Origin of the sequence: Sphingomonas sp. HF-S4 (assembly GCF_032911445.1) — a bacterium.
GTDB classification, from domain to species: Bacteria; Pseudomonadota; Alphaproteobacteria; order Sphingomonadales; family Sphingomonadaceae; genus Sphingomonas; species Sphingomonas agrestis.
Genome location: NZ_JAWJEJ010000002.1, coordinates 233,706 through 257,809, shown reverse-complemented (window position 1 = coordinate 257,809; position 24,104 = coordinate 233,706). Strand labels below are relative to the sequence as shown.

27 protein-coding genes and 2 tRNA genes are annotated in these 24,104 nt (G+C 67.3%); 17 read left to right on the top strand and 12 right to left on the bottom strand.

What is annotated here, in order from left to right; genetic code table 11:
- Positions 1–20 precede the first annotated feature (20 nt).
- The 3 genes from RZN05_RS17215 (at position 21) to RZN05_RS17205 (ending at position 2,099) form a co-directional block, all read left to right on the top strand.
- Positions 21–512, top strand: a complete 492-nt coding sequence (locus tag RZN05_RS17215) for a winged helix-turn-helix transcriptional regulator (protein WP_317227913.1) — start codon at positions 21–23, stop codon at positions 510–512.
- Positions 513–701: 189 nt separating this feature from the next.
- Positions 702–1,313, top strand: a complete 612-nt coding sequence (locus RZN05_RS17210; protein ID WP_317227912.1) for an outer membrane protein — start codon at positions 702–704, stop codon at positions 1,311–1,313.
- 216 nt (positions 1,314–1,529) lie between these two features.
- Positions 1,530–2,099 carry a DUF4893 domain-containing protein gene (locus tag RZN05_RS17205; protein ID WP_317227911.1) on the top strand — a complete coding sequence of 190 codons (570 nt, stop codon included), beginning with the start codon at positions 1,530–1,532 and terminating at the stop codon, positions 2,097–2,099.
- 4 nt (positions 2,100–2,103) lie between these two features.
- Here the strand turns inward: RZN05_RS17205 and RZN05_RS17200 are convergent, their stop codons facing one another.
- The 5 genes from RZN05_RS17200 to RZN05_RS17180 all read right to left on the bottom strand — a co-directional run bounded on the left by RZN05_RS17200 (position 2,104) and on the right by RZN05_RS17180 (position 8,285).
- Complete coding sequence (locus RZN05_RS17200) at positions 2,104–2,646, bottom strand: thermonuclease family protein (protein ID WP_317227910.1); 543 nt, start codon at positions 2,644–2,646, stop codon at positions 2,104–2,106.
- 578 nt (positions 2,647–3,224) lie between these two features.
- Positions 3,225–3,890, bottom strand: a complete 666-nt coding sequence (locus tag RZN05_RS17195; RefSeq protein ID WP_317227909.1) for a hypothetical protein — start codon at positions 3,888–3,890, stop codon at positions 3,225–3,227.
- 236 nt (positions 3,891–4,126) lie between these two features.
- Positions 4,127–6,226 carry a S9 family peptidase gene (locus RZN05_RS17190; RefSeq protein WP_317227908.1) on the bottom strand — a complete coding sequence of 700 codons (2,100 nt, stop codon included), beginning with the start codon at positions 6,224–6,226 and terminating at the stop codon, positions 4,127–4,129.
- Between the two features lie 41 nt (positions 6,227–6,267).
- A complete protein-coding gene (locus RZN05_RS17185) occupies positions 6,268–7,146 on the bottom strand; it encodes a GGDEF domain-containing protein (protein ID WP_317227907.1) in 879 nt (292 codons plus the stop codon).
- 89 nt (positions 7,147–7,235) lie between these two features.
- Positions 7,236–8,285, bottom strand: coding sequence for a DSD1 family PLP-dependent enzyme (locus RZN05_RS17180; RefSeq protein WP_317227906.1), 1,050 nt, complete (start codon positions 8,283–8,285; stop codon positions 7,236–7,238).
- A 218-nt stretch (positions 8,286–8,503) separates the two neighbouring features.
- Between RZN05_RS17180 and RZN05_RS17175 the strand changes: the two genes are divergently transcribed.
- The 3 genes from RZN05_RS17175 to RZN05_RS17165 all read left to right on the top strand — a co-directional run bounded on the left by RZN05_RS17175 (position 8,504) and on the right by RZN05_RS17165 (position 10,682).
- The gene (locus tag RZN05_RS17175; RefSeq protein ID WP_317227905.1) at positions 8,504–10,300 is read left to right on the top strand and encodes an aminopeptidase P family protein; all 1,797 of its coding nucleotides are present in this window, start codon (positions 8,504–8,506) and stop codon (positions 10,298–10,300) included.
- Positions 10,267–10,416: a hypothetical protein gene (locus tag RZN05_RS17170; protein WP_317228584.1), complete on the top strand. Its 150-nt coding sequence runs from the start codon at positions 10,267–10,269 to the stop codon at positions 10,414–10,416. The genes RZN05_RS17175 and RZN05_RS17170 overlap by 34 nt, the downstream gene beginning before the upstream one ends.
- A gap of 191 nt (positions 10,417–10,607) precedes the next feature.
- Positions 10,608–10,682, top strand: a tRNA-Thr gene (locus RZN05_RS17165).
- Between the two features lie 130 nt (positions 10,683–10,812).
- Here the strand turns inward: RZN05_RS17165 and RZN05_RS17160 are convergent.
- Positions 10,813–11,196 carry a winged helix-turn-helix transcriptional regulator gene (locus RZN05_RS17160; protein WP_317227904.1) on the bottom strand — a complete coding sequence of 128 codons (384 nt, stop codon included), beginning with the start codon at positions 11,194–11,196 and terminating at the stop codon, positions 10,813–10,815.
- A gap of 49 nt (positions 11,197–11,245) precedes the next feature.
- Here RZN05_RS17160 and RZN05_RS17155 point away from each other — a divergent pair, with 49 nt between their 5' ends.
- From RZN05_RS17155 to RZN05_RS17120, 8 genes are all read left to right on the top strand, one after another.
- Positions 11,246–12,184, top strand: a complete 939-nt coding sequence (locus tag RZN05_RS17155; RefSeq protein WP_317227903.1) for an alpha/beta fold hydrolase — start codon at positions 11,246–11,248, stop codon at positions 12,182–12,184.
- 288 nt (positions 12,185–12,472) lie between these two features.
- Entirely contained in the window at positions 12,473–13,585 is a 1,113-nt protein-coding gene (locus RZN05_RS17150) for an S-(hydroxymethyl)glutathione dehydrogenase/class III alcohol dehydrogenase (protein WP_317227902.1), read from the top strand.
- A gap of 10 nt (positions 13,586–13,595) precedes the next feature.
- Complete coding sequence (locus RZN05_RS17145) at positions 13,596–13,994, top strand: VOC family protein (protein WP_317227901.1); 399 nt, start codon at positions 13,596–13,598, stop codon at positions 13,992–13,994.
- Positions 13,991–14,350 carry a cupin domain-containing protein gene (locus RZN05_RS17140; RefSeq protein WP_317227900.1) on the top strand — a complete coding sequence of 120 codons (360 nt, stop codon included), beginning with the start codon at positions 13,991–13,993 and terminating at the stop codon, positions 14,348–14,350. The genes RZN05_RS17145 and RZN05_RS17140 overlap by 4 nt, the downstream gene beginning before the upstream one ends.
- 80 nt (positions 14,351–14,430) lie before the next feature.
- Positions 14,431–15,264, top strand: a complete 834-nt coding sequence (fghA, locus tag RZN05_RS17135) for an S-formylglutathione hydrolase (protein WP_317227899.1) — start codon at positions 14,431–14,433, stop codon at positions 15,262–15,264.
- A complete protein-coding gene (locus RZN05_RS17130; protein ID WP_317227898.1) occupies positions 15,261–16,478 on the top strand; it encodes an NAD(P)/FAD-dependent oxidoreductase in 1,218 nt (405 codons plus the stop codon). Before fghA ends, RZN05_RS17130 begins: the two co-directional genes overlap by 4 nt.
- A gap of 52 nt (positions 16,479–16,530) precedes the next feature.
- Positions 16,531–17,409, top strand: a complete 879-nt coding sequence (locus RZN05_RS17125) for a TraB/GumN family protein (protein ID WP_317227897.1) — start codon at positions 16,531–16,533, stop codon at positions 17,407–17,409.
- A gap of 18 nt (positions 17,410–17,427) precedes the next feature.
- Entirely contained in the window at positions 17,428–17,904 is a 477-nt protein-coding gene (locus tag RZN05_RS17120) for a DUF1440 domain-containing protein (protein ID WP_317227896.1), read from the top strand.
- 25 nt (positions 17,905–17,929) lie between these two features.
- Here RZN05_RS17120 and RZN05_RS17115 read toward each other — a convergent pair whose 3' ends face one another.
- From RZN05_RS17115 to RZN05_RS17105, 3 genes are read right to left on the bottom strand one after another with little or no spacing between them, the layout of a single operon-like run.
- The gene (locus RZN05_RS17115) at positions 17,930–18,109 is read right to left on the bottom strand and encodes a Trm112 family protein (RefSeq protein ID WP_317227895.1); all 180 of its coding nucleotides are present in this window, start codon (positions 18,107–18,109) and stop codon (positions 17,930–17,932) included.
- Positions 18,106–18,717, bottom strand: a complete 612-nt coding sequence (locus tag RZN05_RS17110; RefSeq protein WP_317227894.1) for an LON peptidase substrate-binding domain-containing protein — start codon at positions 18,715–18,717, stop codon at positions 18,106–18,108. The genes RZN05_RS17115 and RZN05_RS17110 overlap by 4 nt, the downstream gene beginning before the upstream one ends.
- Entirely contained in the window at positions 18,714–19,601 is an 888-nt protein-coding gene (locus RZN05_RS17105) for a tetratricopeptide repeat protein (protein WP_317228558.1), read from the bottom strand. Before RZN05_RS17105 ends, RZN05_RS17110 begins: the two co-directional genes overlap by 4 nt.
- Positions 19,602–19,787: 186 nt before the next feature.
- Between RZN05_RS17105 and RZN05_RS17100 the strand changes: the two genes are divergently transcribed.
- The 3 genes from RZN05_RS17100 (at position 19,788) to RZN05_RS17090 (ending at position 21,321) form a co-directional block, all read left to right on the top strand.
- Positions 19,788–19,862 (top strand) — tRNA-Gly (locus RZN05_RS17100).
- 178 nt (positions 19,863–20,040) lie between these two features.
- Complete coding sequence (locus RZN05_RS17095) at positions 20,041–20,454, top strand: DUF2147 domain-containing protein (RefSeq protein ID WP_317227893.1); 414 nt, start codon at positions 20,041–20,043, stop codon at positions 20,452–20,454.
- A gap of 69 nt (positions 20,455–20,523) precedes the next feature.
- Positions 20,524–21,321, top strand: coding sequence for a DUF72 domain-containing protein (locus RZN05_RS17090; protein ID WP_317227892.1), 798 nt, complete (start codon positions 20,524–20,526; stop codon positions 21,319–21,321).
- On the opposite strand, the gene RZN05_RS17085 is transcribed toward RZN05_RS17090, so the two are convergent.
- From RZN05_RS17085 to RZN05_RS17075, 3 genes are read right to left on the bottom strand one after another with little or no spacing between them, the layout of a single operon-like run.
- On the bottom strand, positions 21,313–22,473 hold the full coding sequence (locus RZN05_RS17085) for an FAD-dependent oxidoreductase (protein ID WP_394804845.1): 1,161 nt from the start codon (positions 22,471–22,473) through the stop codon (positions 21,313–21,315). The genes RZN05_RS17090 and RZN05_RS17085 overlap by 9 nt on opposite strands.
- Positions 22,470–23,582, bottom strand: a complete 1,113-nt coding sequence (locus RZN05_RS17080; protein WP_317227891.1) for a CaiB/BaiF CoA transferase family protein — start codon at positions 23,580–23,582, stop codon at positions 22,470–22,472. Before RZN05_RS17080 ends, RZN05_RS17085 begins: the two co-directional genes overlap by 4 nt.
- Positions 23,579–24,103, bottom strand: coding sequence for a GNAT family N-acetyltransferase (locus RZN05_RS17075; protein ID WP_317227890.1), 525 nt, complete (start codon positions 24,101–24,103; stop codon positions 23,579–23,581). Before RZN05_RS17075 ends, RZN05_RS17080 begins: the two co-directional genes overlap by 4 nt.
- Position 24,104 lies beyond the last annotated feature (1 nt).

Here is a 24,104-nt window from a genome sequence, read left to right as displayed (position 1 = left end):
TTCAAGTAGGGTGTGCGCTTATGGGTGGTGCGATCAGAGAGTCCCTGCGGGCACTGGCCAGCGAATGCAGCCTGCCGGCGGCGCTGGAGGCGATGGGCGAACGCTGGGCGTTCCTGATCCTGCGCGGGTCCTTCAACGGGCTGCATCATTTCGAGGAGTTCCAGTCCGAGCTCGGCATTGCCCGCAACATCCTCGCCAACCGGCTCGCCCGGCTGGTCGACAAGGGCATCCTCGAGCGGCGCCCCTGCCCCGAGGATCGCCGCAAGATCGAGTACCGCCTTACGGACAAGGGCTATGCGCTGCTGCCGACGATGATCGCGTTGCGCCAATGGGGCGAACGCTGGGAGACGGGTGTCCCCGCCTATCCGGTGCTGGTCGACGCGCGCGATCGCAAGCCGATCGCATCGATCACCGTGCAGTCGCACGACGGCCGCGTGCTTCAGAAAGGCGATCTCGTCTGGGCGTTGCCCGAGGACGTCGAGGACGCGCCCGAGGCGCGCGCAGCGGAATAGGTTGGTTTATCTGAGGTTCAGGAAGTGTGGCTTTTGAGTCACGGTTTCTGCGCAACTGCGGCATTTTGGCGATTGCGGTGCAACAAACGAGTCGCTCGTTGCTTGTGCCTTTACCGATGCCGCGTGTGCCCAGCGTATCCGGGTTTGCGGCATCGGGAGTTTTCCAGCGTAACGAGGTTCCTCCCCAACATGCGTATCCTTATCGCCGCTGCGGCCATTGCCGCGGCGCTTCCGACCGTTGCCTTCGCACAGGACACCGCCAGCGACGCCAATATCGAAGCTGGCCGCGCGCCGGACGGCTCGTCGGGCTTCGGCATCGAGCCCTATTTCGGCATCATGGGCGGCTATGAGCAGTTCGATGACAATCCCTACAAGCGCACGGCGGGTATTCCCGCTGCACCCGGCCGCCGCGATTTCGACGGCGGGATCGTCCAGGGCGTTGTCGGCGTCAACGTGCCGCTCGGCCCGGTGTTCGTCGGCGTCGAAGGCAACGCCACCAAGGGTTTCAAGGGCGATATCGATTGGGAATATGGCGTCGCCGGCCGCGCGGGCTTCCGCCTGGGCGATAGCGGGCTGATCTACGGCAAGGCCGGCTATCAGTGGGTCAATTTCGACGCGCTGGGCAATGACAGCCGCGACTTCCACGACATCACCGCGGGTCTCGGCATCGAAGTCGGTCCCAAGGATATCGGTCTTGGCGGGATCACCAGCCGCTCGGGGCTGCGCTTCCGCCTCGAGCTCAACAGCTTCGGCGACTTCAACAGCTTCCAGCCGCTCGCGGGCGTGATCGCCCACTTCTGAGCACAGGCGCGGCCGGGATGGAGCCTCGGCCGCGCCCTTGCTGCAATGCAGGAACTTCCGCGCCGTTTACGCTTCGTTAACGCCTGTCGTTCATCTTCCGGTAACGATTCTCGACAATCCCGGACGTTGATCGGAGGGTGGCCAATGTATCGGCGCATCATCACGCTTTCCCTATGTGCCTTGCTCGCTGCTTGCGCGGCGCAAAAGCCGCATATCGTGTCGGTCAGTCCCGTGACCGTAGAGGAACCACCCGCCTGGCGCATGGCGATCCTGCCGGAGGATGTAGCCCGGCTCGATACGCTGCGCAGCCAGTGGGACGGGCTCCACGCCCGGCTGACTCCGCGCGTCCGCACCGCGCAGGGTAAATTGGTCGATCCCGCCGCCGGGCTCGAGCTTCCCGCGGTCACCCCCGGCTCGTATCGCTGCCGCATTCTCCGGCTGCGCACCCCGCAGCGCGGCCCCGCCACCGTCCGAAGCTCGACCAACGACTTCTGCTTCGTCTCCAGCGCGCCCGACGGCCTCGCCTTCGTCAAGCAGACCGGCAGCGATCCTGCCGCGGGCTATTTCTATCCCGATGGGGATCGCTACGTCTTCCTCGGCGCGCGCCAGCGCCGGGCCGGCGACAATTCGCTGGGCTATGGCAACGAGCCCGCGCGCGACATGGTCGGCGTGGTCGAGCGTGTCGGCGGCTTCCGCTGGCGGCTCGCCGTGGCCGGCGCCGATGCGCGCCAACTCGACATCTACGAACTGACCCCAGTCCCCGCCGAGCAGCAGCCCAAGGGCTGAGGCCTCAACACCAAGGCTGGCGGCGCCCGGTCCAGGGCCGCGCCAATCCTTCCGACACGAGCTGGTCGCCGAGCGAGCGTCCGCCGCGGGTGACCATGCGCAGCTTTCGCCCGTAGCGATCGGTGTCGCGGCCCTCGATCTCGAGCACCACCGGCCCCTGGTTGAGCAGTGCGTGCAGCCGCTGCGTCGCCGCCTTGCCCAGCCGAGCCTCCTCGGCGCAGCGCGGCGGATGCGTCTCGGGCGCGTCGATATCGGCGATACGGATGCGCTCGCCGGCAAACCAGAAGGTGTCGCCGTCGACGACGCAATTGGTACCGCCGCCACTAGGGCACAACCCGAAGCGCGCCGAGACGCCAGCGGGAGCGTCGCCGTCGAGGCTGATCCGCCGGGCCGGCGCCTCCCCCGAGGCGCGCATCTCGTCGGGAAGCGGCAGCCGCGCGGGCCATTCGCTGCCCCAGGTTGCGCCGAGCACGCCGCCTAGGCCGATCACGGCGATCAGCACGATCTGGAAGCCCGGGGGACGGCGCCTGCGGCTTGCGCGCCGCACCTGTCGATGGAATTCGGGAGAATGCCGCATCGCGTCAGGCTAGCGCCGCCAGGGTAACCAAAGCGTGTCGAGGCCGCTCCGCCGCGGAGCGATCACGCGGCAATCGCAGCCGCTTCGGAGCAAAGCCAGTCGCATCCATTATGGAGTCACTTGCCTCCGAAGCGGAGCCGAAGCGTGGCACGATGCGCGCGTGGCAGAAGGCAAAACTCCTCGGGTAGAATATGCGTGCGAACGCTGCGGCAGCGTGGCCGTGACGCGCGACGCCTGGGCTGAATGGAACCTGGAACGCCAGGCCTGGGTCTTGAGCGAGATATTCGACTTCGCCTTCTGCCACACCTGCGCCCGCGAAAGCCGGATCGCCGAGCGGGTGGCGGTCGGAGGCGGAGCGGTTGGGCGTCGCTAGGCCGGGGCCACGGCCGGCTGCAGATTTCAAGCAAGGGCCGCTTCAAGCCCTCTCCCCTCCGGGGAGAGGGTTGGGAGAGGGGCATGACTTGGCGCCTTCGCGTAGCGCCCACAGCTGAGGTCACACTGCCCCTCTTCCTTTCTCCCTCCCCCGAAGGGAAGAGGGAAGGCGAACATCACTTGCCCGGGACGTGCATCTCCTCGGCCTTCTGCGCCCAATGCTCGACCGCGCCGTCCATCATCTTGCCGACATTGTGCACGTTATCGAGCGTCTGCTTGTCGGCTCCAAGCGCGTAGGCGGCGCTATAGGCCGGGCCCGAGACCGGGCCGCCGGTAACCTTCTGGGCATGTTCGTCATATTCGGCGAGCGACTTCTCCAGCGCCGCCTGATGCGGGTCGGGCGCCTGCGCGGTCGCCACCGGGGTGCCGCACGCGTCGATCAGCTGGCCCTGTAGATTGAAGCTGTAGGTCGGGTTGACGCTGGTTACGGTGGGCGTGGCAGGCACGTCGACCGGGGTGGCGACCTGATGCGCCAGGCTGGTCTGCGCAGCCGCCACATCGAGCGCGCCTTCGAACCGGGCGGCATCGACTGCCGAGAGCTGCGCCTCGACCGCGGCCGCGACTTCGGCGCCGAACGCCGGATCGGCGGCCTGGATACCGGCGACCGCCGCGCCCAATGCCTCGGTATCGACCCCGGCAGGGCTGGTCGCGGCATCGGTCAGCGAGTCGGCCACGCCCTGTGCGCTGGGGCCCGTCGACGCGTCCGAGGCATTGGCGCCACTCGCGCCGCTGCTGCTGCCCGCGCCGCCGACACCGCCGACGCCGCCGCTCGAATCACTCATGTCGATCTCCTTCGTAACCGGTTACGGACCTCTTTTATGGGGATCGCGGCGGCCGGTTTCGCTAGTCGTTGCGATTAGATCCGCTCCTCTCCCTGCAAGGGAGGGGCTGGGGGTGGGTGCGAGCGAAGCGAGCCCAACGCGCTGCGTCGTTGAAAAGGAAAGGCCGGGCATCGAGCCCGACCTTTCCTAAACCCACCCCTGACCCCCTCCCTTGCAGGGAGGGGAATCATGTGAGCCTACTCCGTCACCCCGAGCTGCCACAGCACGAACGCCATTTCGTCGGCCGACTCCTTGAGGCTCTCCCAGCGGCCCGACTTGCCGCCATGCCCGGCGCCCATATTGGTCTTGAGCACCAGCACATTGTCGTCGGTCTTGGTCGCGCGCAGCTTGGCGGCCCATTTGGCGGGCTCCCAATAGGTCACGCGCGGATCGTTGAGCCCGCCCGATATGAACAGCGGCGGATAGGCCTGCGCCACGACATTGTCGTAGGGGCTGTACGAACGGATCAGCTCGAACGCGGCCTTGTCCTCAATCGGATTGCCCCATTCGGGCCATTCGCCGGGGGTGAGCGGCAGGCTTTCGTCGAGCATCGTGTTGAGCACGTCGACGAACGGCACGTCGGCGACCACCGCGCCCCACAGATCGGGATCCGAATTGACCACCGCGCCCATCAGTTCGCCGCCCGCCGAGCGCCCCGCGATGGCGATCCCGCCCTTATGGGTGAAGCCGTGGTCTATCAGGCCCTTCGCGACATCGACGAAGTCGGTGAAGGTGTTGGTGCGCTTGGCGAGCTTGCCGTCGTGATACCATTGCTGGCCGAGATCGTCACCGCCGCGGATATGTGCGATCGCGAAGGCCATGCCGCGATCGAGGAACGACATCCGGCTGGTCGAGAAGCCCGGCGGGATCGCATAGCCGTACGCGCCATAGGCATAGAGATAGAGCTTGCCGCTGCCGTCGCGCGGGAAGCCCTTTGGATAGACGATCGAGACGGGCACTTGCGTGCCGTCGCGCGCGGCGATCTTCAAGCGCTCGGTGGCGTATTTCGACGCGTCATAGCCGCTCGGGATTTCCTGGACCTTTAGCGTCTCGATCGCCCCGGTGGCGACGTCGTAATCCTGCACCGTCCCCGGCGTGACCATCGATTCATAGCTCAGCCGCAGCCTGTCGACGGCATATTCGGGATTGTCGGCCAGGCCCGCGACATAGCTCGCCTCGGGAAAGTTCAGCCGCACCGGGGCGATGGTCGGGTCGTAGCGGTGGAGCTCGACCTGATCGAGCCCATCCTCGCGCCCCTCGACGATGAAGAAGTCGGCGAAGCAGGCGACGCCGGTCATGTAGAAATGCGGCGAGGGCGCGATCCGCTCGGCCCATTCGCCCGGGTTCGTCAGGCTGGCGGTAGCGAGGCGGAACTGCGGGTCGGTGTCGTTGGTGTGGATGAACAAGGTGTCGCCGTGGAGATCGACATCATATTCGCGGCCGGTCTTGCGCGGGCTGACGATGATCGGCTCGGCAAGCGGATCGTTGGCGGGATAGAGCCGGATCTCGCTGGTCTCGTGGTCGCTGGTGGTGAGCAGGATCCACTTGCGGTCGCTGCTCAGCTCGACGCCGACCGAGAAGCCGAGTTCCTCCTCGAAATATACGACGATGTCGTCAGCGGGCGCGGTCCCCAAGCGGTGCAGCTTGATCGTGCGCGTGCGCCAATTCTCGTCGGTGATGCCATAGAGGATCGCGTCGCCGCTGCTGGTGAAGACGATGTTCCCGATCGTGCCTTCGATCGAGACCTCGCCCCATTTGCCCGCGGCGCCCTCGATCCGCTCGCCGATCGCTGCGCCGTGTTCCAAGTCCTTGAAGCGGATCGTGTAGCGCTCCGACCCGTCGTCGTCGGTCGAATAGGCCATCAGCGACCCATCCTCGCTGATCGTGATCGCGCCGACGCGGAAATAGTCCTTGCCCGCGGCGAGCGCCGGCTCGTCGAGGATCAGTTCGTCGGCGCCGCCCGCAACCGGCTTGCGCCACCAGCGCGGATATTCGCCGCCGGTCTCGTAGTCGGTCCAGTAGAGCCAATCGCCGTCCTTTTGCGGCACGGTCGATTCGTCTTCCTTGATCCGCCCCCGCATCTCCTGGAACAGCGTCTCGCTGAGCGGCTTCAACGGCGCGATCACCGCCTCGAAATAGGCGTTCTCCTCCGCGAGGTAGGCGAGCACGTCCTTGTCGGTGACTTCAGGGTAGCCGGGATCGCGCAGCCAGGACCAGGGATCCTCGATCGTGACGCCATGCGTCGTGAAGCTGTGCGGGCGCGTGGCGGCGACGGGGGGCTTGGTAAGATCGGTCATATGCAGCCCTTATCGCAGCCGCGCGCCGTGTCGAAGCCCGATCAGTCGAGCGGAAGCGCCCGCTGGCCGCCGCGATTCGCGCGGACGATCCGGTTTCGCCCGGTTTCCTTTGCCTCATAGAGCGCTTCGTCGGCGCAATTGATCGCTTCCTCGAGCGACTCGTCGGTGGCGAAGCGGCAGACGCCTGCGGAAAAGGTCATCGCCTGGCCATCGACGACGATCAGCGGCTTGGCGATCAGCCGCTCGCTGACGCGCGCGAGCACGCGGCCAGCCTCCTCCTCGGTGGCGCCGCGAAATAGCGCGGCGAACTCCTCACCGCCCCAGCGCGCGACCAGGTCCCCGCGGCGCAGCTCGGACGAAAGCCGCGCGGCGAAATCGCGCAGCACGCGGTCGCCTTCGTCGTGGCCGAAGCGATCGTTGACGGCCTTGAACTGGTCGAGGTCTAGCAATGCGATCGTCCCACGGCGCTCGGCGGGGAGCATCTCCGCGACATCGGCAAGGAAGCCGCGCCGGTTGCGGACCCCGGTGAGCATATCCTCCTTCGCAGCGAGGTCCAGCGCGCGCATCCGCGAATCCGCGGCGTCGGCCGCGCGGTTGACGCTGCCCAGCAGGCTGCCGATCACGTCGTCGCTGCCCTGCGGCAGCGGTTCGACGTTCCCACCTTCTTCCAGCGTTGCCAATGCTTCCTGCGCGACATGGATCGGTGCCAGCAGCGCGCCGATCCCGAACAGCGCAATGCCCATGCCGACCACCGTCGCAAGCAGGAGAGTGAGAAACTCGGGCAGCGCTAGCCGCCCGGTCGCCGCGCCCCAACCCACATAGCCTAGCAGCGGCACATGCGTCGCGACGAAGCAGATCGCGAACACCCGCAGCCGGAAGCTGCGCGGAAATAGGAAAGAACTGGCGAGATAGAAACGCATTGTGTCTCATATGGATGGGGGCGATTGTTAAGCGTCGCTACGTCTCAGCGAATCCGCGTCGGTAAAGCTAAATGCGACGGACCCACCGGTCAGGTCGATCGCCCGCGCGCAGTGACCGGCCATGTACCGGTGACGCTATCGCCTTCGAGGACGTAGTAGCGATCGTAGAGATTGACCGTCGGGTCGCAGTGCGGCGGCATCAGCGTCACCCGCGCGCCGAGCCCGGGCAGCCCCGCGCCGTTCAGCGCGCCATGCTCGTCGCCGGTAAAGGCGTAGCGACTGTCCAGCGGCGCACCGTCGAGCACCGCCGGCACGCCGGCATCAGTGGCGAAGGCCTTCAATCCCGCATCGATCGTGACCATGCCCGGCGTGTTGGCGCTGACCACGGTCGCATCGACGAACAGCGCGGGCTCGAAACGCGGTCCGGCGAGCTCGCAATCGCGATATTCGCGGTCGAGGAAGATGTAGGAGCCGACCTGCAGCTCGGTGAACACGCCGAGCGCGGCGTCGATCGCAAAGGTGCCGGTGCCGCCGCCGGTGACGATCGGGATAAGGAACCCAGCGCTGCGAAGCGCGTCGAGCACGGTGCGCAGATAGTCGGTGCGCTCCTCGATCGCCGCGCGGCGCTCGGCGAGGCCCGCGATATGCTGGTGCGAGCCGCAATAATATTGGACGCCGCCGAGCCGTAGCGAGCCGGTCGCCGCGATCGCCTCCGCCAGGTCGACCGCGGCCTCGGGCGAAGTCACGCCGGTGCGGTGGCTGCCCGGATCGACGTCGATGAACACGGTGAGGCCATCGATCGCGCCCAGCGCGCGCGCATTGCCCGGATGATCGACGACGACCGACAGCGCGATCCGCGCATGGAGCGCCGCGAGCCGGGCGATCGCCCCCGGCGCCACCACCGGCGAGGTCAGGTGGATATCGGCCACGCCACCTTCGGCTAGCGCCTCGGCCTCGCCCAGCTTGGCGCAGCAAATCCCCACCGCACCCGCGTCGATCTGGCGCCGGGCGATTTCAGCGGACTTGTGCGTCTTGGCGTGCGGGCGCAGCTCGACGCCCTGCGCCTCGGCGAACGCGGCCATCGCGGCGATGTTGCGGTCCAGCGCGGCGCGATCGAGCAACAGGGCGGGCGTCGGCACCGCGTGGCGAGGCAAAGGAAAAGCGTCCATGCGCCCCCAATAGCGCGACTTAGTGCTTCCAATGTAGGTTTTCGTCTGCAATCCCGAACCCATGTTGGCTCGTGCCTTCCGCACCCGCATGACGCTGGCGGCGAGCCGCCTCTCCTTGCGCGATGGCACTGGTAAACTGAGTCAACTTCGTCAACTTCGTCGCCCGGATCGGGCAGGGATTTTCTGATATGTCCAGCTATGCCGATCGCCTCTCCGCCCTTCGCGAACAATTGAAGCGCGACCGCCTCGACGGGTTCGTCGTGCCGCTCACCGACGAGCACATGTCCGAATATGTCGGCGCCTATGCCCAGCGGCTCGGCTGGCTGACCGGGTTCCAGGGCAGCGCCGGCAGCGCGGTGGTGCTGTCGAGCGAAGCGGCGATCTTCACCGACGGGCGCTACACGCTCCAGGTCCGCCAGCAGGTCTCGGCCGATCACTGGCAATATGTTCCGGTGCCGCAGGTGAGCATCGCCAGCTGGCTCGGCGAGCACGCCCCCGAGGGCGGCCGCATCGGCTACGATCCCTGGCTGCACACCCGCGCCTGGGTCGAGGACGCGCGGAAGGCGCTCGCCGAGAAGGGCGCCGAGCTCGTTGCGGTCGACACCAACCCGGTCGACGCGGTGTGGCCAGACCGACCGGCGCCCTCGGACGCCACGCTGAGCGTGCAGGACGATGCCGCCGCGGGACGCACCTCCGCCGCCAAGCGCGCCGAGATTGCCGAGTGGCTCCAGGCCCGGAAAGCCGACGCAGTCGTGCTGTCGGCGCTGGATTCGATTGCCTGGGCCTTCAACATCCGTGGCAACGACGTCAGCCACACGCCCGTAGCGCTCGCTTATGCGATCGCCCATGCCGACGGCACCGCCGACCTGTTCGTCGCGCCGGAGAAGCTCACCGATGCGGTGCGCCAGCATCTCGGCAACGCGATCCGGCTCCACGACCGCACCGCCTTCGCCCCCGCGCTCAAAGCCCTGGCCGGCAAGCGCGTCGCCGCCGATCCCGAGCGCGCAGTCGCCGCGATCTTCGATTCGCTCGATGCCGGCGGCGCGAAAATCCTCGGCCTGCGCGATCCCGTCGTGCTCGCCAAGGCGCTCAAGAACCCCGCCGAGATCGCAGGGCACAAGGCCGCCCAGGCGCGCGATGGCGCCGCGCTGGTCCGCTTCCTCAAATGGTTCGAGGAGACCGCTCCCCAAGGCGGGCTCACCGAAATGTCGGCCGCGGACAAGCTCCAGGCGTTCCGCGCGGAGACCGGACTGCTCAAGGACCTGAGCTTCGACACGATCTCCGCCACCGGCCCCAACGGCGCGATCCCGCACTACAAGGTCACCGAGCAATCGAGCCTGCCGATCGAGCCGGGCCAGCTCTACCTCGTCGATTCGGGCGGCCAATATGCCGACGGCACCACCGACGTGACCCGCGTCATCCCCGTCGGCAAGCCCAGCGCGGAGATGAAGGACCGCTTCACCCGCGTGCTCAAGGGCCATATCGGCATCGCCACCGCGGTATTCCCCGATGGCACTACCGGTGCCCAGCTCGACAGCTTCGCGCGCGCGCCGCTCTGGGAAGTAGGACTCGATTTCGGCCACGGCACCGGCCACGGCGTCGGCGCCTATCTCTCGGTCCACGAGGGGCCGCAGCGAATCGCCCAGCCCTTCTATCCCGGCGGCCAGAGCCTCGAGCCCCTGCGCGCCGGCATGTTCCTCTCGAACGAGCCGGGCTACTACAAGGCCGGCGAATTCGGCATCCGCATCGAGAACCTGGTGCTGATCGTCGAGGCGGCGATCCCCGGCGCCGAGCAGGCAATGCTCGGCTTCGAGACGCTCACCTTCGCGCCGATCGAGCGCGACCTGATCGAGCCCGCACTGTTAACCCCAAAGGAACTTCAGTGGCTTAATGCGTATCACGCGCGGGTTCTCGAGGTGGTGGGCCCGCAACTGGCTGAGGAAGAACGACAATGGTTGGAAGCGAAGATCGCCCCAATCGCATGATGTGGTTCATGGCGGGGGCCGTGACGATGGCGATGTACATGATGGGGCCGCACGCCATCCTCGCCAAAGGCTATGACTTGGCCGAATCAGCCGCGCTCTGGGTGCATCCGCGCTGAGGCGCGTCCTCGGCGCGTTGCGCGCGCGCCTGTGCCTTGCGCTTGCGCAGATTCTCGCGGAGCGCCTCGGCGAGCCGGGCCTTCTTTTCATCGTCGTGCATCGATAGTCTCGATAAACCGTCCTGCTTCGGGTTGACAATCACTCGCCCCCAAGCACATAGGCCCCTCCCGCCCGGTCCCGACCGGCGAGTGCTGCCGTAGCTCAGTGGTAGAGCGCATCCTTGGTAAGGCTGAGGTCGTGAGTTCAATCCTCACCGGCAGCACCATTTTCAACACCTTGACCGTTGCGACGGCGCAAGGCCCCTCATGCTCCGCATAGGGCATGCGCAGCGGACATTTCACCGCTGCACCGTTCCTGAGAAACGGCCGGCGGACCTCATGTGAGGCGCTTCCGACTCACATCTCCCCCGCAGTCGATGCGGCCGCCCCTGGCAACATGTCTAAGGCATTCTCTTCCACCCATCGGTCGAGCGTGGACACGATGGGGCTGAGCGACGCACCTCGCTTGGTGAGCGCGTATTCGACCTTGGGCGGTACTTCACGGTAGTCCCGACGCTCGATCAGCCCGAGTGCTTCGAGCCTGCGTAACGTCTGGATCAGCATCTTCTCCGAGATCCCGCCAATCCGGCGTCGAAGCTCGCTCGTACGCCTGGGGCCTTCGCCCAGTGCATCGATGATGAGCAAAGCCCACCTCTCCGCCAGGACGGTGAGCACCGATCGCGCACGGCAATCCGCGCGCATCACATCCAGCCTGGGGGACCCGCCGGGCAAAAAATCCATACTTACTCCTGGGTGTGTACTTGAGCTACAGTTCGTATGCGATCAAGTCTTGGCACGCAACCGATCCCGGGCCAGCGTCGCACGCTCGCTGGCGGACGGCTCTCTGATCATGCGAGGAATCATCATGACTACCGTTCACTTCCGCACCCAGCAGGTCGGCGACGTCGAGATGTTCTATCGGGAGGCGGGTCCGGCGGACGGGCCGGTGCTGCTGCTTCTCCATGGCTTTCCGTCGGCCAGCCACATGTTCCGGGATCTTATCCCACTGTTGGCCGATCGCTATCGCCTGATCGCGCCCGACCTTCCCGGCTTCGGACAGACCAAGGCGCCCCCACGCGGCGCCTTCGCCTACAGCTTCGACTCGCTGGCTCACGTGGTCGAGGGCTTCGTCGACGCGATCGGACTGGACCGCTTCGCACTCTACATCTTCGACTATGGCGCCCCGACGGGCTTGCGGCTCGCGATGAAAAACCCCGAGCGTATCACCGCGATCATTTCGCAGAATGGCAACGCGTACGAGGACGGCTTTAGCGACGCGTGGGAGCCGTGGCAGGCGTATTGGCGTGATCCCAGCCCTGAGAACCGCGAAGCGTGCCGGGCGTCGCTAGCGCCTGAAACGATCCGCAACTGGCAATACGGGACCGGCACCGACCCGGACCTGCTGTCGCCGGACGGATACGAACTCGACATCGCCTATATGGCGCGGCCTGGCGCCGAGGATATCCAGCTCGACCTGATCCTCGACTATCGCAGCAACGTTGCGCTCTATCCCGCCTTCCAGGCGTATCTGCGCGAACGCCGCCCGCCGTTCCTGGCGCCCTGGGGGCGCAATGACCCCGCGTTCCTGCCGGCGGGCGCGCTGGCCTATATCCGCGACCTTCCGAATGCCGAGGTCCACTTGCTGGACACCGGACATTTCGCGCTGGAAACCCATCATCGCGAGATCGCTGCGCTGGTCCGCACGTTCATGGGCAGGCACGTCGGCTAGCCGGGGTATGCGGGGATCGGTCGATCAAAAGAATCTCGTTCCGGGAGGCGGCGCTTGCGCGGAGAGGCCTCGGCGCGCGCCTCCGTCGCGTCTGCCGCCCGCTTGATATCTTTGCCGGCGACCACCCCCCATTCGATTGATACTTCGGGAACCCCGGGGCGATAACAAGACCGGTATCAGGAACAGGTTGAGCGGAGGCCGTCCTACCCCTTCCCCGGAAACGCCGATTTTCCTTTCTTGCAACCGCAGGTCGGTTCCCCGATCAGACGCGTAAGCAAGGAGATACCCATGAAGACCAGAGCCGCCGTCGCATTCGAGGCGAAGAAGCCGCTCGAGATCGTCGAGCTCGACCTCGAAGGGCCCAAGGCGGGCGAGGTGCTCGTCGAGATCATGGCGACCGGCATCTGCCATACCGACGCCTATACGCTCGACGGATTCGATTCGGAGGGGATCTTCCCGTCGGTCCTCGGCCATGAGGGCGCCGGCATCGTCCGCGAAGTCGGCCCGGGAGTCACCAGCGTGAAGCCGGGCGACCATGTCATCCCGCTCTACACCCCCGAATGCCGCCAGTGTAAGTCGTGCCTCTCGGGCAAGACCAATTTGTGCACCGCGATCCGCGCCACCCAGGGCAAGGGGCTGATGCCCGACGGCACCACGCGGTTCAGCCATAAGGGCCAGCCGATCTACCATTATATGGGCTGCTCGACCTTCTCGAACTTTACCGTGCTGCCCGAGATCGCCGTCGCGAAGATCCGCGAGGACGCGCCGTTCCAGACGAGCTGCTATATCGGCTGCGGCGTCACCACCGGGGTCGGCGCAGTGGTCAACACCGCCAAGGTCCAGGTGGGCGACAATATCGTCGTATTCGGGCTGGGCGGGATCGGGCTCAACGTGCTCCAGGGTGCCAGGATGGCCGGGGCGAGCAAGATCATCGGCGTCGACATCAATCCCGATCGCGAGGAATGGGGCCGCCGCTTCGGCATGACCGACTATGTCGACGGCCGCGGCAAGTCGCGCGACGAGACGATCGCCGCGATTCTGGCACTCACCGACGGCGGCGCCGACTTCACCTTCGATTGCACCGGCAACACCGAAGTGATGCGCACGGCATTGGAGGCATGCCATCGCGGCTGGGGCACCAGCATCGTCATCGGCGTGGCCGAGGCGGGCAAGGAGATCGCCACGCGCCCGTTCCAGCTCGTCACCGGACGCAACTGGCGCGGCACCGCGTTCGGCGGCGCCAAGGGACGCACCGACGTGCCCAAGATCGTCGACTGGTACATGAACGGCAAGATCGAGATCGACCCGATGATCACCCATGTGCTGAGCCTCGAGGAGATCAACAAGGGCTTCGACCTGATGCACGCCGGCGAGAGCATCCGCAGCGTCGTGGTCTATTGAGGGAACACCCATGTTCAATCACATCGTGATCGGTTCGAACGACATCGAACGTTCGAGGCAATTCTACACCGCCGTGCTCGGCACGCTCGGCTTTGCCGGCGAACCGCTGCGCAACACGGCCGGCAGTGGGCATATCCGGCTGTTCTACCGCCACGCCGGCGGCACCCTGTGCATCTCCCAGCCGATCAACGACGAGCCCGCGACCTGCGCCAACGGAGGCACGATCGGGTTCAAGTGCAGCTCGCCGGAGCAGGTGCAGCAGTTTCACGACGTTGCGGTCGCGCATGGCGGACGCTCGATCGAGGATCCGCCCGGCGAACGCGACGGCGGTGCGCTGGGCACGATGCACTTGAGCTATGTCCGCGATCCCGACGGCAACAAGCTCTGCGCGATATACCGCCAGGCATGAACGAGGCGGTCAACCTCGCGGAGAAATTCGCCGCCTTCAGCGATTATTGGGCGCCGCGCCTGGTCGCCAGCTATAACGGCAACGACATCCGCATCGTGAAAGTGCAAGGCGAGTTCGTCTGGCACACGCATGACGACACCGACGACTTCTTCCTGGTGATCGACGGCATTCTCGACATCGAGTTGCGCGACCGCACGATCAGGCTGCGCCCAGGCGAGCTCTACGTCGTGCCGCGCGGGGTCGAGCATCGCCCCGTCGCGCGGCACGGCGAAGTGCGGCTGATCAATATCGAGCCGGGCGGCACCCACAATCTCGGCGAGGGATCGCCGCAGCAACCGGTCATCGAGGCCCGATGAATCCCGCGCCACCTCCCGGAGGCGGCATTTCGATACGCGCGACAGCCCAGCCGATTTGGCCAGCCGATTTGGAGAGTTCGATGGAAACGCTGAGCCAGAACCAGGCGCATAATGGCGTGCAGGGCGTCTACCGCCACGCCTCGCTCGCCACGGGCACCGACATGACTTTCTCGGTTTATGTCCCCGAGCATGTGCGGGGCACGCGATTGCCGGTGCTCTGGTATCTCTCCGGGCTGACCTGCACCCACGCCAACGTCACCGACAAGGGCGAGTATCGCCGCGCCTGCGCCGAGCATGGCGTCATCCTGGTGGCGCCCGACACCAGCCCGCGCGGCGAGGGCGTGCCCGATGACGAGGCCTATGATTTCGGCCAGGGCGCGGGCTTCTATGTCGACGCGACACAGGCGCCGTGGGCCTCGCACTTCCACATGCGGGCCTATGTCGAGGACGAGCTGCCCGCGCTGATCGCCGCCGAATTCCCCGCCGACATGGCGCGGCAGGGCATCACCGGCCACTCGATGGGCGGGCACGGTGCGCTGACCGTCGCGCTGCGCAACCCGACGCGCTTCCGCAGCGTCTCGGCGTTCGCGCCGATCGTCGCGCCCAGCGTGGTACCGTGGGGCGAGAAGGCGCTGGGCGGCTATCTGGGCGAGGATCGCGACGGCTGGCGGCCCTATGATGCCTGCGCGCTGATCCTCGACGGTGCGCGCGTGCCCGAGCTGCTCGTCGATGTCGGCGATGCCGACCAGTTCCTCCACGAACAGCTTCGTCCCGAGCTGCTGCGCGCCGCGTGCGACGCCGCGGGGATCGACCTGACGCTGCGGATTCAACCAGGCTACGACCACAGCTATTATTTCATCTCGACCTTCCTTGCCGAGCATGTCGCCTGGCACGCGCAGCGGCTCGAGGCATGACGCGCTTCGACATCCTGATCGTCGGGGCGGGGCATGCCGGAGCGCAGGCGGCGATCGCGCTGCGACAGGGCAAGTTCGAGGGGACAATCGGCCTGCTCGGCGACGAGCCCGAGCTTCCGTATGAGCGCCCGCCGCTCTCCAAGGAGTATCTGGCGGGCGACAAGCCGTTCGAGCGGCTGCTGATCCGCAACGCCGCCTTTTGGGAGGAGCGCGACGTGACGCTGCTGCCGGGGCGTAGCGTCGTGCAAGTCGATCCGGTCGCGCATCGTGTCGCCACCGAAAGTGAGATGATCGGCTATGGCGCACTGGTCTGGGCGACCGGGGGCAAGCCGCGGCGGCTGGCATGCGCAGGCGGCGACCTGGCCGGAGTCCATAGCGTCCGCACCCGCGCCGATGTCGACGCGATGATCGCCGAGCTGCCCGGGGTCCGGCGCGTCGCGGTGATCGGCGGGGGCTATATCGGGCTCGAAGCGGCGGCGGTGCTGACCAAGCTCGGCCGCGAGGTGGTGGTGCTCGAGGCGCAGGGTCGCGTGCTTGCGCGCGTCGCCGGCGAACCGCTGTCGCGCTTCTTCGAGGACGAACATCGATCGCACGGCGTCGAAATCCGGCTCGGCGTTTCGGTCGAGGCGATCGAGGGCGACACGCGCGTAACCGGCGTGCGGCTGGCGAGCGGCGAGGTCGTGCAGGCCGAAATGGCGATCGTCGGGATCGGCATCGCGCCCGCGGTGGCACCGTTGCTCGATGCCGGCGCGGCCGGGGGCAACGGCGTGCTGGTCGATGCGCAATGCCGTACGTCGCTGCCCGACATCTTCGCGGTCGGGGACTGCGCGCTCCACGCCAATCGCTTCGCCGACGACCGCTGCATCCGGCTCGAATCGGTCCAGAACGCCAACGACCAGGCGACCGTCGCGGCCAAGACGATCCTCGGAGCCGACGCGGCGTATGATGCCGTCCCCTGGTTCTGGTCGAACCAGTACGACCTCAAGCTCCAGACCGTAGGGATCTCGGACGGACACGATGCCAGCGTGCTGCGCGGCGACCCGGCGAGCCGGAGCTTCTCGCTGGTCTATCTGCGCGCGGGCCGGGTGATCGCGCTCGACTGCGTCAACGCGACGCGCGACTATGTCCAGGGTCGGAAACTGGTGATCGAGGGCGCGGCAGTCGATCCGGCACGGCTCGCCGACGCCGCCGTCCCGCTCAAGGAACTCGCCTGAACCCCGCCGAGCCGCTAGGTCTCGATCCGATCTGCCAAGAATGAGGTGCCCGATGCGTTTCCGTTCCCTGCTGGCCGGCCTTGCGCTGGCGTTCGCGCTGCCCGCGCACGCCCAGGCGACCAAGGACGCAGATCCGGCTTTGTGGGTGGTCAAGGACGACGACACCACCATCTATCTGTTCGGTACCGTCCATGTGCTCAAGCCCGGGCTGAGCTGGTTCGACGAGGCGGTGGCGAAGGCATTCGAGGGCAGCGACGAGCTGGTGCTCGAGATGGTCGAGCCCGACCAGGCGGCGATGGGCACGCTGGTGATGAACCTCGCGGTCAATCCGACCGGCCCGTCGCTGACCGACAAGCTGCCCGAGGACAAGCGCGCGGCCTATGCCAAGGCACTTGCCGATCTCGGCATGCCCGCGGCGGCACTCGATCGCTTCGATCCCTGGTTCGCCGCAGTGACGCTGAGCGTCGCCGGGCTGCCCAAGCTCGGCTATGACCCTGCACAGGGCGCCGAGGCCGTGCTCACCGCCGCGGCCAAGGCGGCGAACAAGAAGATCGCCGGTCTCGAGACCCCCGAGCAGCAGCTCGGCTTCTTCGATTCGCTGGCAGAGCCGCTCCAGGTGAAGTTCCTCGTCTCGACGATCGACGACTTCCCCAAGATGGGCAGCGAGCTCGACGCGATGGTGACGAGCTGGGCTGCGGGCGATCCCGAGACGCTCGCCGCCAAGATCAACGAAGGCATGCGCGAAACCCCCGAGATCGCCAAGGTGCTGCTATCGGATCGCAACGCGCGCTGGGCCGAGTGGATCGAAAAGCGCATGGCGCAGCCGGGAAATGTGTTCGTCGCGGTCGGCGCGGGGCACCTTGCGGGCAAGGACAGCGTTCAGGCGTGGCTGGCGAAGCGGAAGCTGACCGCCAAGCGCATCCACTACTGACCGCGCAGGGAGAATCGCATGTCCAAGGGTCCGCGTCCGTTCGTCGGGCTGTTCGTCGGAATCGCCGCGGGGCTGGTCGCCTCGGCGGCGATGGCGGCGTTCCAGGTGCAGGCGCAGAAGCTGCTGCCCGAGGACGATGGCGATCCCGCGACGCTCAAGGCCGCCGACGCGGCGAGCGAAGCCGTGATCGGCGATCCGGTACCCGAGCCCTATCGCGAGCCCGCGGGGCAGGCGGTCCATTATATCGCCGGCGCGGTGATCGGCGGAATCTATGGCGTGCTGACCGAGTATAAGCCCGAGGCGAGCGCCGGGTTCGGCAGCGCCTATGGCGTCGCGACGGCGGCGTTGTTCGACGAGGCGGCGGTGCCCGCGCTGGGGCTGGGCTCCGCGCCGAGCGAGACGCCGCTCGCTACCCACGCTTATGGGGCAGCTTCGCACCTGGTGTATGGCTGGGTGCTCGAAGGCGTTCGAGCGCTGGTCGCCGGGCGGCGATAGACCGCGCTCCCGATCGATAGCGCGACTAGGCCCCGATCCGCCGCGCTTCCTCGATCAGCAGCACCGCCACGCCGTCGCGGATCGGATAGGCAATGCCCGCCGCATCGGACACCAGCGCCTGCGCCTCCTCGTCATACCGCAACGGCGTGCGCGTCGCCGGGCACACCAGCCTTTCGAGCAGCCACGGATCGATCGAATCGCTCATTGCAGCGTCACTCCGCCTTCCTCGCCATGCCGGCCGAAGAACTGCATCAGCTGGACGATCAGCTCGGCCCGCGCCGATAGCCCATCGGCTTCGAGCAAAGCCTGCTTCGACGCGGTGTCGAACGGTGCGATCTGGGCGATGCCGTTGACCAGCGACTCATCGTCGAGCCGCGTCACCGCCTCCCAATCGACCGCATAGCCGAGCCCGTCGGCGAATCGCCGCGACTCCATCTCCAGCGACGCGCGCTCGGCGAGTGCCAGCGCTTCCTCTTCGCTTGCCGCTTCCAGTTCGGCTTCGACCTGGCGGAACGGCGTCGTGACGTCGAGCTCGCGCAGCACCGTGAAGCGTGCCAGCCCTTCGAGGACGATGTCGTAGCGCCCGTCGGGCAGCGCCTCGACATCGGCGATCCGGCCGACGCAGCCGATATCGAACAGCGTCGGCGGGTCGCTCGCGTCCCGTGGCTGGATCATCCCGATCCGCCGGTCGCGGGCGAGCGCGTCGGAGACCATCGCGCGATAGCGCGGCTCGAAGATGTGCAGCGGCAGGTGCATCCGCGGAAACAGCAGCGCGCCGGCAAGCGGAAACACCGAGAGCCGCGTCGCGGTCATCCGAACAGGATCGCCGAGAGCTTCCGCCGCTGCGCCGACACCCAGGGATCCTCGAGCCCCACCGCTTCGAACAGCGTGAGCAGCCGCGCGCGGGCGGCGCCTTCGTTCCAGTCGCGATCCTCGGCGATCATCGCGAGCAAGGTCGCGGCGGCGGCATCGCGATCGCTCGCCATCCGGGCGCCGGCGAGTTCGTAGCGCGCTTCCATGTCGCCGGTCGCGGCCTTGGCTTCGAGCTCGGACAGATCCTCGACCGGCGTCGCTTCGCGCGCCAGCGCCAGCGCGGCACGCGCGCGTTCGATCTCCGGACCCTTGGCCGCTTCTTCGGGGAGCGCCGCAAGCACCGCCTCGGCCTCGTCGGCACGGCCCAGCCCGATCAGCGCGCGGGCGCGGCCCGCGGCAACCTGGGGATGCTCGGGCGCCATCTCGGCGATCTGCTCGAACACCGAGAGCGCGCGTTCATGATCGCCCTCGGCCAGGATCTGCTCGCCCATCGCGATCAGCGGCTCGAGCTCGGCCTCGGCAGCGGAGTCTTCGCTCTGCACCGGGAGCTGCCGGAGAATCTGGTCGAGCATCGTGCGCAGCTGCGATTCGGTCCGCGCGCTGGTCAGGTCGGCGACGAGCTGGCCCTGGAACATCGCATAGACGGTCGGGATCGATCGCACCTGGAACTGCGCGGCGATGAACTGATTCGCATCGACGTCGACCTTGGCGAGCATGACGCCCTTCGACGTATAATCGGCGGTCACCTTTTCGAGCACCGGGGTCAGCGCCTTGCAGGGCCCGCACCATTCGGCCCAGAAATCGATGACGACGAGGCTGGTCATCGACGGCTCGACGACGTCACGGCGGAAGGCGTCGACGGCTTCCTTCTCTTGCGGGGACAGTCCTAGCGTGGCCAAAGCTATGCTCCTGGGCGAGTGAACGCGGTTGCGGGCTATGTGGGCGTTCGCGCTTCTCGCGCCAAGCCTTTTCCAAAATCGGTCGAAGGGGGTTGCGCTGCCAGAAACCCGCTGCTAGTGGCCGCGCCTCACCCGCCCCGAAGCGCTTGCAGCACGGGGCAGAACGCCAGAGCGGGCGTAGCTCAGGGGTAGAGCACGACCTTGCCAAGGTCGGGGTCGAGGGTTCGAATCCCTTCGCCCGCTCCAGCGCTGCCGCGCGGGATTTAGGAACTAAATCCCGCTTTTGATCGGCAGCGCGGCCGGCACGGCGCTTGCCGTGTCCGACGACGCGGCTTTGCCGCGGCGCGCATCGCTAAAAGCCCGTTGCACCCGCCGCCCTGGCCGTTCAGCATAGGGCCATCGCCGGTGTTCGAGAAAGGCCGCAATGACCGCCAACCTGCTTGCCCTCGCGCTCGCCGCGCTGCCCCTCACTGCGATCCCCGCTTCTGCCGACGAAATGGCCCCGCCGATCGGCACGCAATGGCACAACCCGTCGAACAGCGTGCACGTCCAGATCGACGAATGCGGCGCCAAGCTGTGCGCGACGGTGACCTGGGCGAGCGACAAGGCCAAGGGAGATGCGCGCCGCGGCGGCACCGAGAACCTCGTCGGCACCAAGTTGTTCCGCGATCTCGCTCCCGCCGGCAGCGGCCGCTGGCGCGGCAAGGTGTTCGTGCCGGATATGCGCAAGACCTTCTCCGGCACGATCAGCTTCGCGGGCACGGACAAGATGATCGGCAAGGGCTGCGTGCTGTTCGGCGTAATCTGCAAGTCGCAGACCTGGACGCGGATCCGCTGATTCGCAGTGGTCGATTTAGGGCGCAGCTTCCGGACTGACCGCCCGGCAAAACTCGGCTAGACCGGCGTCATGGCAAGCGCACCCATTCGAATCGGCATCGGCGGCTGGACCTTCGAACCCTGGCGCGGGACCTTTTATCCCGAGGGGCTCGCCCAGAAGAAGGAACTCGAATACGCGTCGCGCCAGCTGACCGCGATCGAAGTCAACGGCACCTATTATTCCACCTTCAAGCCGGCGACGTTCGAGGGCTGGGCGAGGACCGCGCCCGACGGCTTCGTGTTCACGCTCAAGGGCTCGCGCTTCTGCACCAACCGGAAAGTGCTCGCCGAGGCGGGCGATTCGGTGCGGCGCTTCGTCGGCCAGGGGCTGGTCGAGCTCGGCGACAAGCTCGGCCCGATCTTCTGGCAGTTCATGGCGACCAAGAAGTTCGAGCCCGAGGATTTCCGTGCCTTCCTGGCGCTGCTGCCCCTTGAAGAGGCCGGCGTGCCGCTGCGCCACGCGATCCAGGTTCGGCACGATAGCTTCGCAGTGCCCGAATTCGTCGCGATGTGCCGCGAAGCCGGCGTGGCGATCGTCTATGCCGATTCGCCGACCTATCCGGCGATCGCCGACATCACCGGCGACTTCGTCTATGCGCGGCTGGAAGCGGGCGAAGACGATAACCCGCTCTGCTATCCCGAGGGCGACTTCCCGCGCTGGATCGAGGCGGCAACGACCTGGGCGTCGGGCGGACGGCCCGACGGCCTGCCCTATGTCGAGGACAAGGCGCCGCCCCGGCAACCGCGCGAAACCTTCATTTTCTTTATCCACGGCGGCAAGGTCCGCGCGCCCGCCGCGGCGCAGGAGCTGATCCGGCGGCTAGCCTAGCCCGAGCGGACGCAGCGGATTGCCCACCAACCCGCTGACCATCGCCGCCTGGAGCGTCATCACCGGCCGCAGCCGCGAGATCGGCCCGACCAGCCGGTCGCGCACCAGTGGCACCAGCCGTCCGTCGGACTGGTAGACCGGCGTCAGCACCCGGCTCATCGCCTGGTACAGCCGCACATGCCGCCGCCGCAGCGCCACCGCGTGCGCCAGCGCCTCGGACAGCGACTCCCCCTCGCGCAGCGCCTTGGCGAGCGCGAACGCATCGAGCAGCGCCATGTTGGCGCCCTGGCCGAGCTGCGGGCTGGTCGAATGCCAGGCATCGCCGATATGGATCAGCCTGGGCGCAGCCGGCGCGGCGAGCGTGCGGTGGGCATAACGCGCGAAGGTGAGCTGGTCGGGATCGACGATCGCGTCGAGCAGAGGCTGGGTCGCAGGCCACAACGCCGCCACTTCGGCCTTCCACGCATCGAGACCCGCCGCGCGCCATGCCTCCAGCCGGTCGGCGCGCAGCGACCAGAAGAACGCGGCCTGCCCCTGCCCCGTCGGGAGCACCCCGGCCATCACGCTCGCCCGCCGATAGCGCTGCTGGAGCGCCGCCGGGTCGAACCCCGCCTGCCAGGGCAAGGTTGCCCATAAGGCGCCATATGCCAGCCCGCGCCCTCCCGCCGCCAGCGGACTGCGCGCGCCGAGCGCGTCGATCACCAGGTCGCCTGCCGACGAATCGCCGCCCGCGGTCCGCAGCCGAATCGCGTCGTCACCCCGAATCACATCGCGAACCTCGCACCCTGTGCGGATCGGGATTCCCGCCGCGATCACGGCTTCGTGGAGCATTTCGAACAGCGAGGCGCGGTGGATACCCAGCCCGAAGCGTTCGCCCCTCAGCGCGGCATAGTGGACGTCGAGCACGGTACGGCCATCGGCCTCGCCGGTCAGCCGCGCAATCCGCGCGCCCCGTGCTACCAGCGCATCCTCCAGCCCGAGGTGGCGCAGCACCGCGAGCCCGGTCGGCTGGAGCATCAGCCCCGATCCGATCGGCCGCGGCGCCTCGAAGCGCTCGAACAACGTGACGCGGTGCCCGTCGCGGTGGAGCAGCAGCGCCGCGGCGAGACCCGCCGGCCCGCAGCCGGCGATCGCGATGTCGAGCGGCCTCAGCCCGGCCGCCGCGGGCTCGACCGGTCCGAGACCATCCGCTCGCCGTCGATCACGATCGGGCTCGCCAGCCCTGGCACGCCGTCGCGTTCGATCGCCATCCCCCGCGCGCGCACCTGCGGATCGGCGAAAACCTCGTCCACCGCATTGATCGGCCCCGCCGGCACGCCCGCCGCGTCGAGCGCCTCGTAGAGATCGGCCTTGGCCCAGCCGCGGATCGCCACGTCGATCTGCGGAAGCAGCGTCGCCCGGTTGGTCACTCGCGCCGGATTGGTCGCGAAGCGTTCGTCGTCGGCGAGATCGAGCCCGAGCACGCCGCAGAGTTTCGCAAACTGCGAATCGTTGCCCACCGCGACGATCAGCGCGCCGTCCCTTGTCTCGAACCCCTGATAGGGGACGAGGTTGGCGTGGCCATTGCCCATCCGGTGCGGCACCTTTGCGGGGTTGGCCATCCAGTTGAGCGCCTGGTTGGCGAGCACGCCGACCTGGGTGTCGAGCAGCGCCATGTCGATATGCGCGCCCTCGCCGGTGACGTCACGACGTCGCAGCGCCGCGAGGATCGCTGTCGACGAATAGATCCCGGTAAAAAGGTCGGCATAGGCGACCCCGGCCTTTTGCGGGGCGCCACCGGGCTCGCCGGTCAGCGACATGATCCCGCCCATCCCCTGGATGATGAAGTCGTAGCCGGCGCGGTGCGCATATGGCCCGTCCTGCCCGAACCCCGTGATCGAGCATATCACCAGCCGCGGGTGCGCCGTGCGAAGGCTGGCGGCATCGAGCCCGTATTTGACCAGCCCGCCGACCTTGTAGTTCTCGATCACCACATCGGCCTCGGCGATCAGCGCGCGGACCTCGGCCTGGCCCTCGGGCGTCGCGATGTCGATCGCGCGGCTTTCCTTGCCGCGATTGGTCGCGTGGAAATAGGCGGCGTCGAGGTCGGCGCCGTCCGGGCCGTGCATGAAGGGCGGCCCCCAATGCCGCGTGTCGTCGCCTTCGCCCGGCCGCTCGACCTTGATCACTTCGGCACCGAGATCGGCGAGCAACTGGCCGCACCACGGCCCGGCGAGGATCCGCGCCAACTCGACGACCTTGATGCCCTCCAGCGGCTTCACGGTCTGCTGATCTCGTAGATCACATGCGACTTCATCTCGCCCGCCATGAATCGCATCTCGGGCGGCCCGCTGCGCAGCACCCCGCCGATCTTCTCCATCGCCTTTCGCGAGCGGATATTGCCCTCGCCGACGGTGAACACCGCTGTCGCTACGAAGCGGTGGATATGATCGAGCATCAGGCGCTTGATCTCGCGATTATAGCTGCCGCCCCAATAGTCGCGCTTGAGATAGGTCCAGCCGATCTCGATCTGGTCGGTCTCGGGCTTCCAATTATCGAAGCGCGAGGAGCCGATGACGGCGCCGGTGGCCTTGTCGAATATGGTCAGCGCGCCGCCGCTGGCGATCCCGGCGTCGAAATAGGCGCGGAACACGCTTTCCTGCCAGCGATCGTGCGCGGGATGGACTTCCCAGATCAGCGGATCGGACGCGACGGCGAAGAGCGCGTCCCAATCGTCCGGCGTGCTGGGTCTCAGGATCACACGCTCGCCGGTGAGGGTCGGTTGCCGATCGGGTTCGGTCACA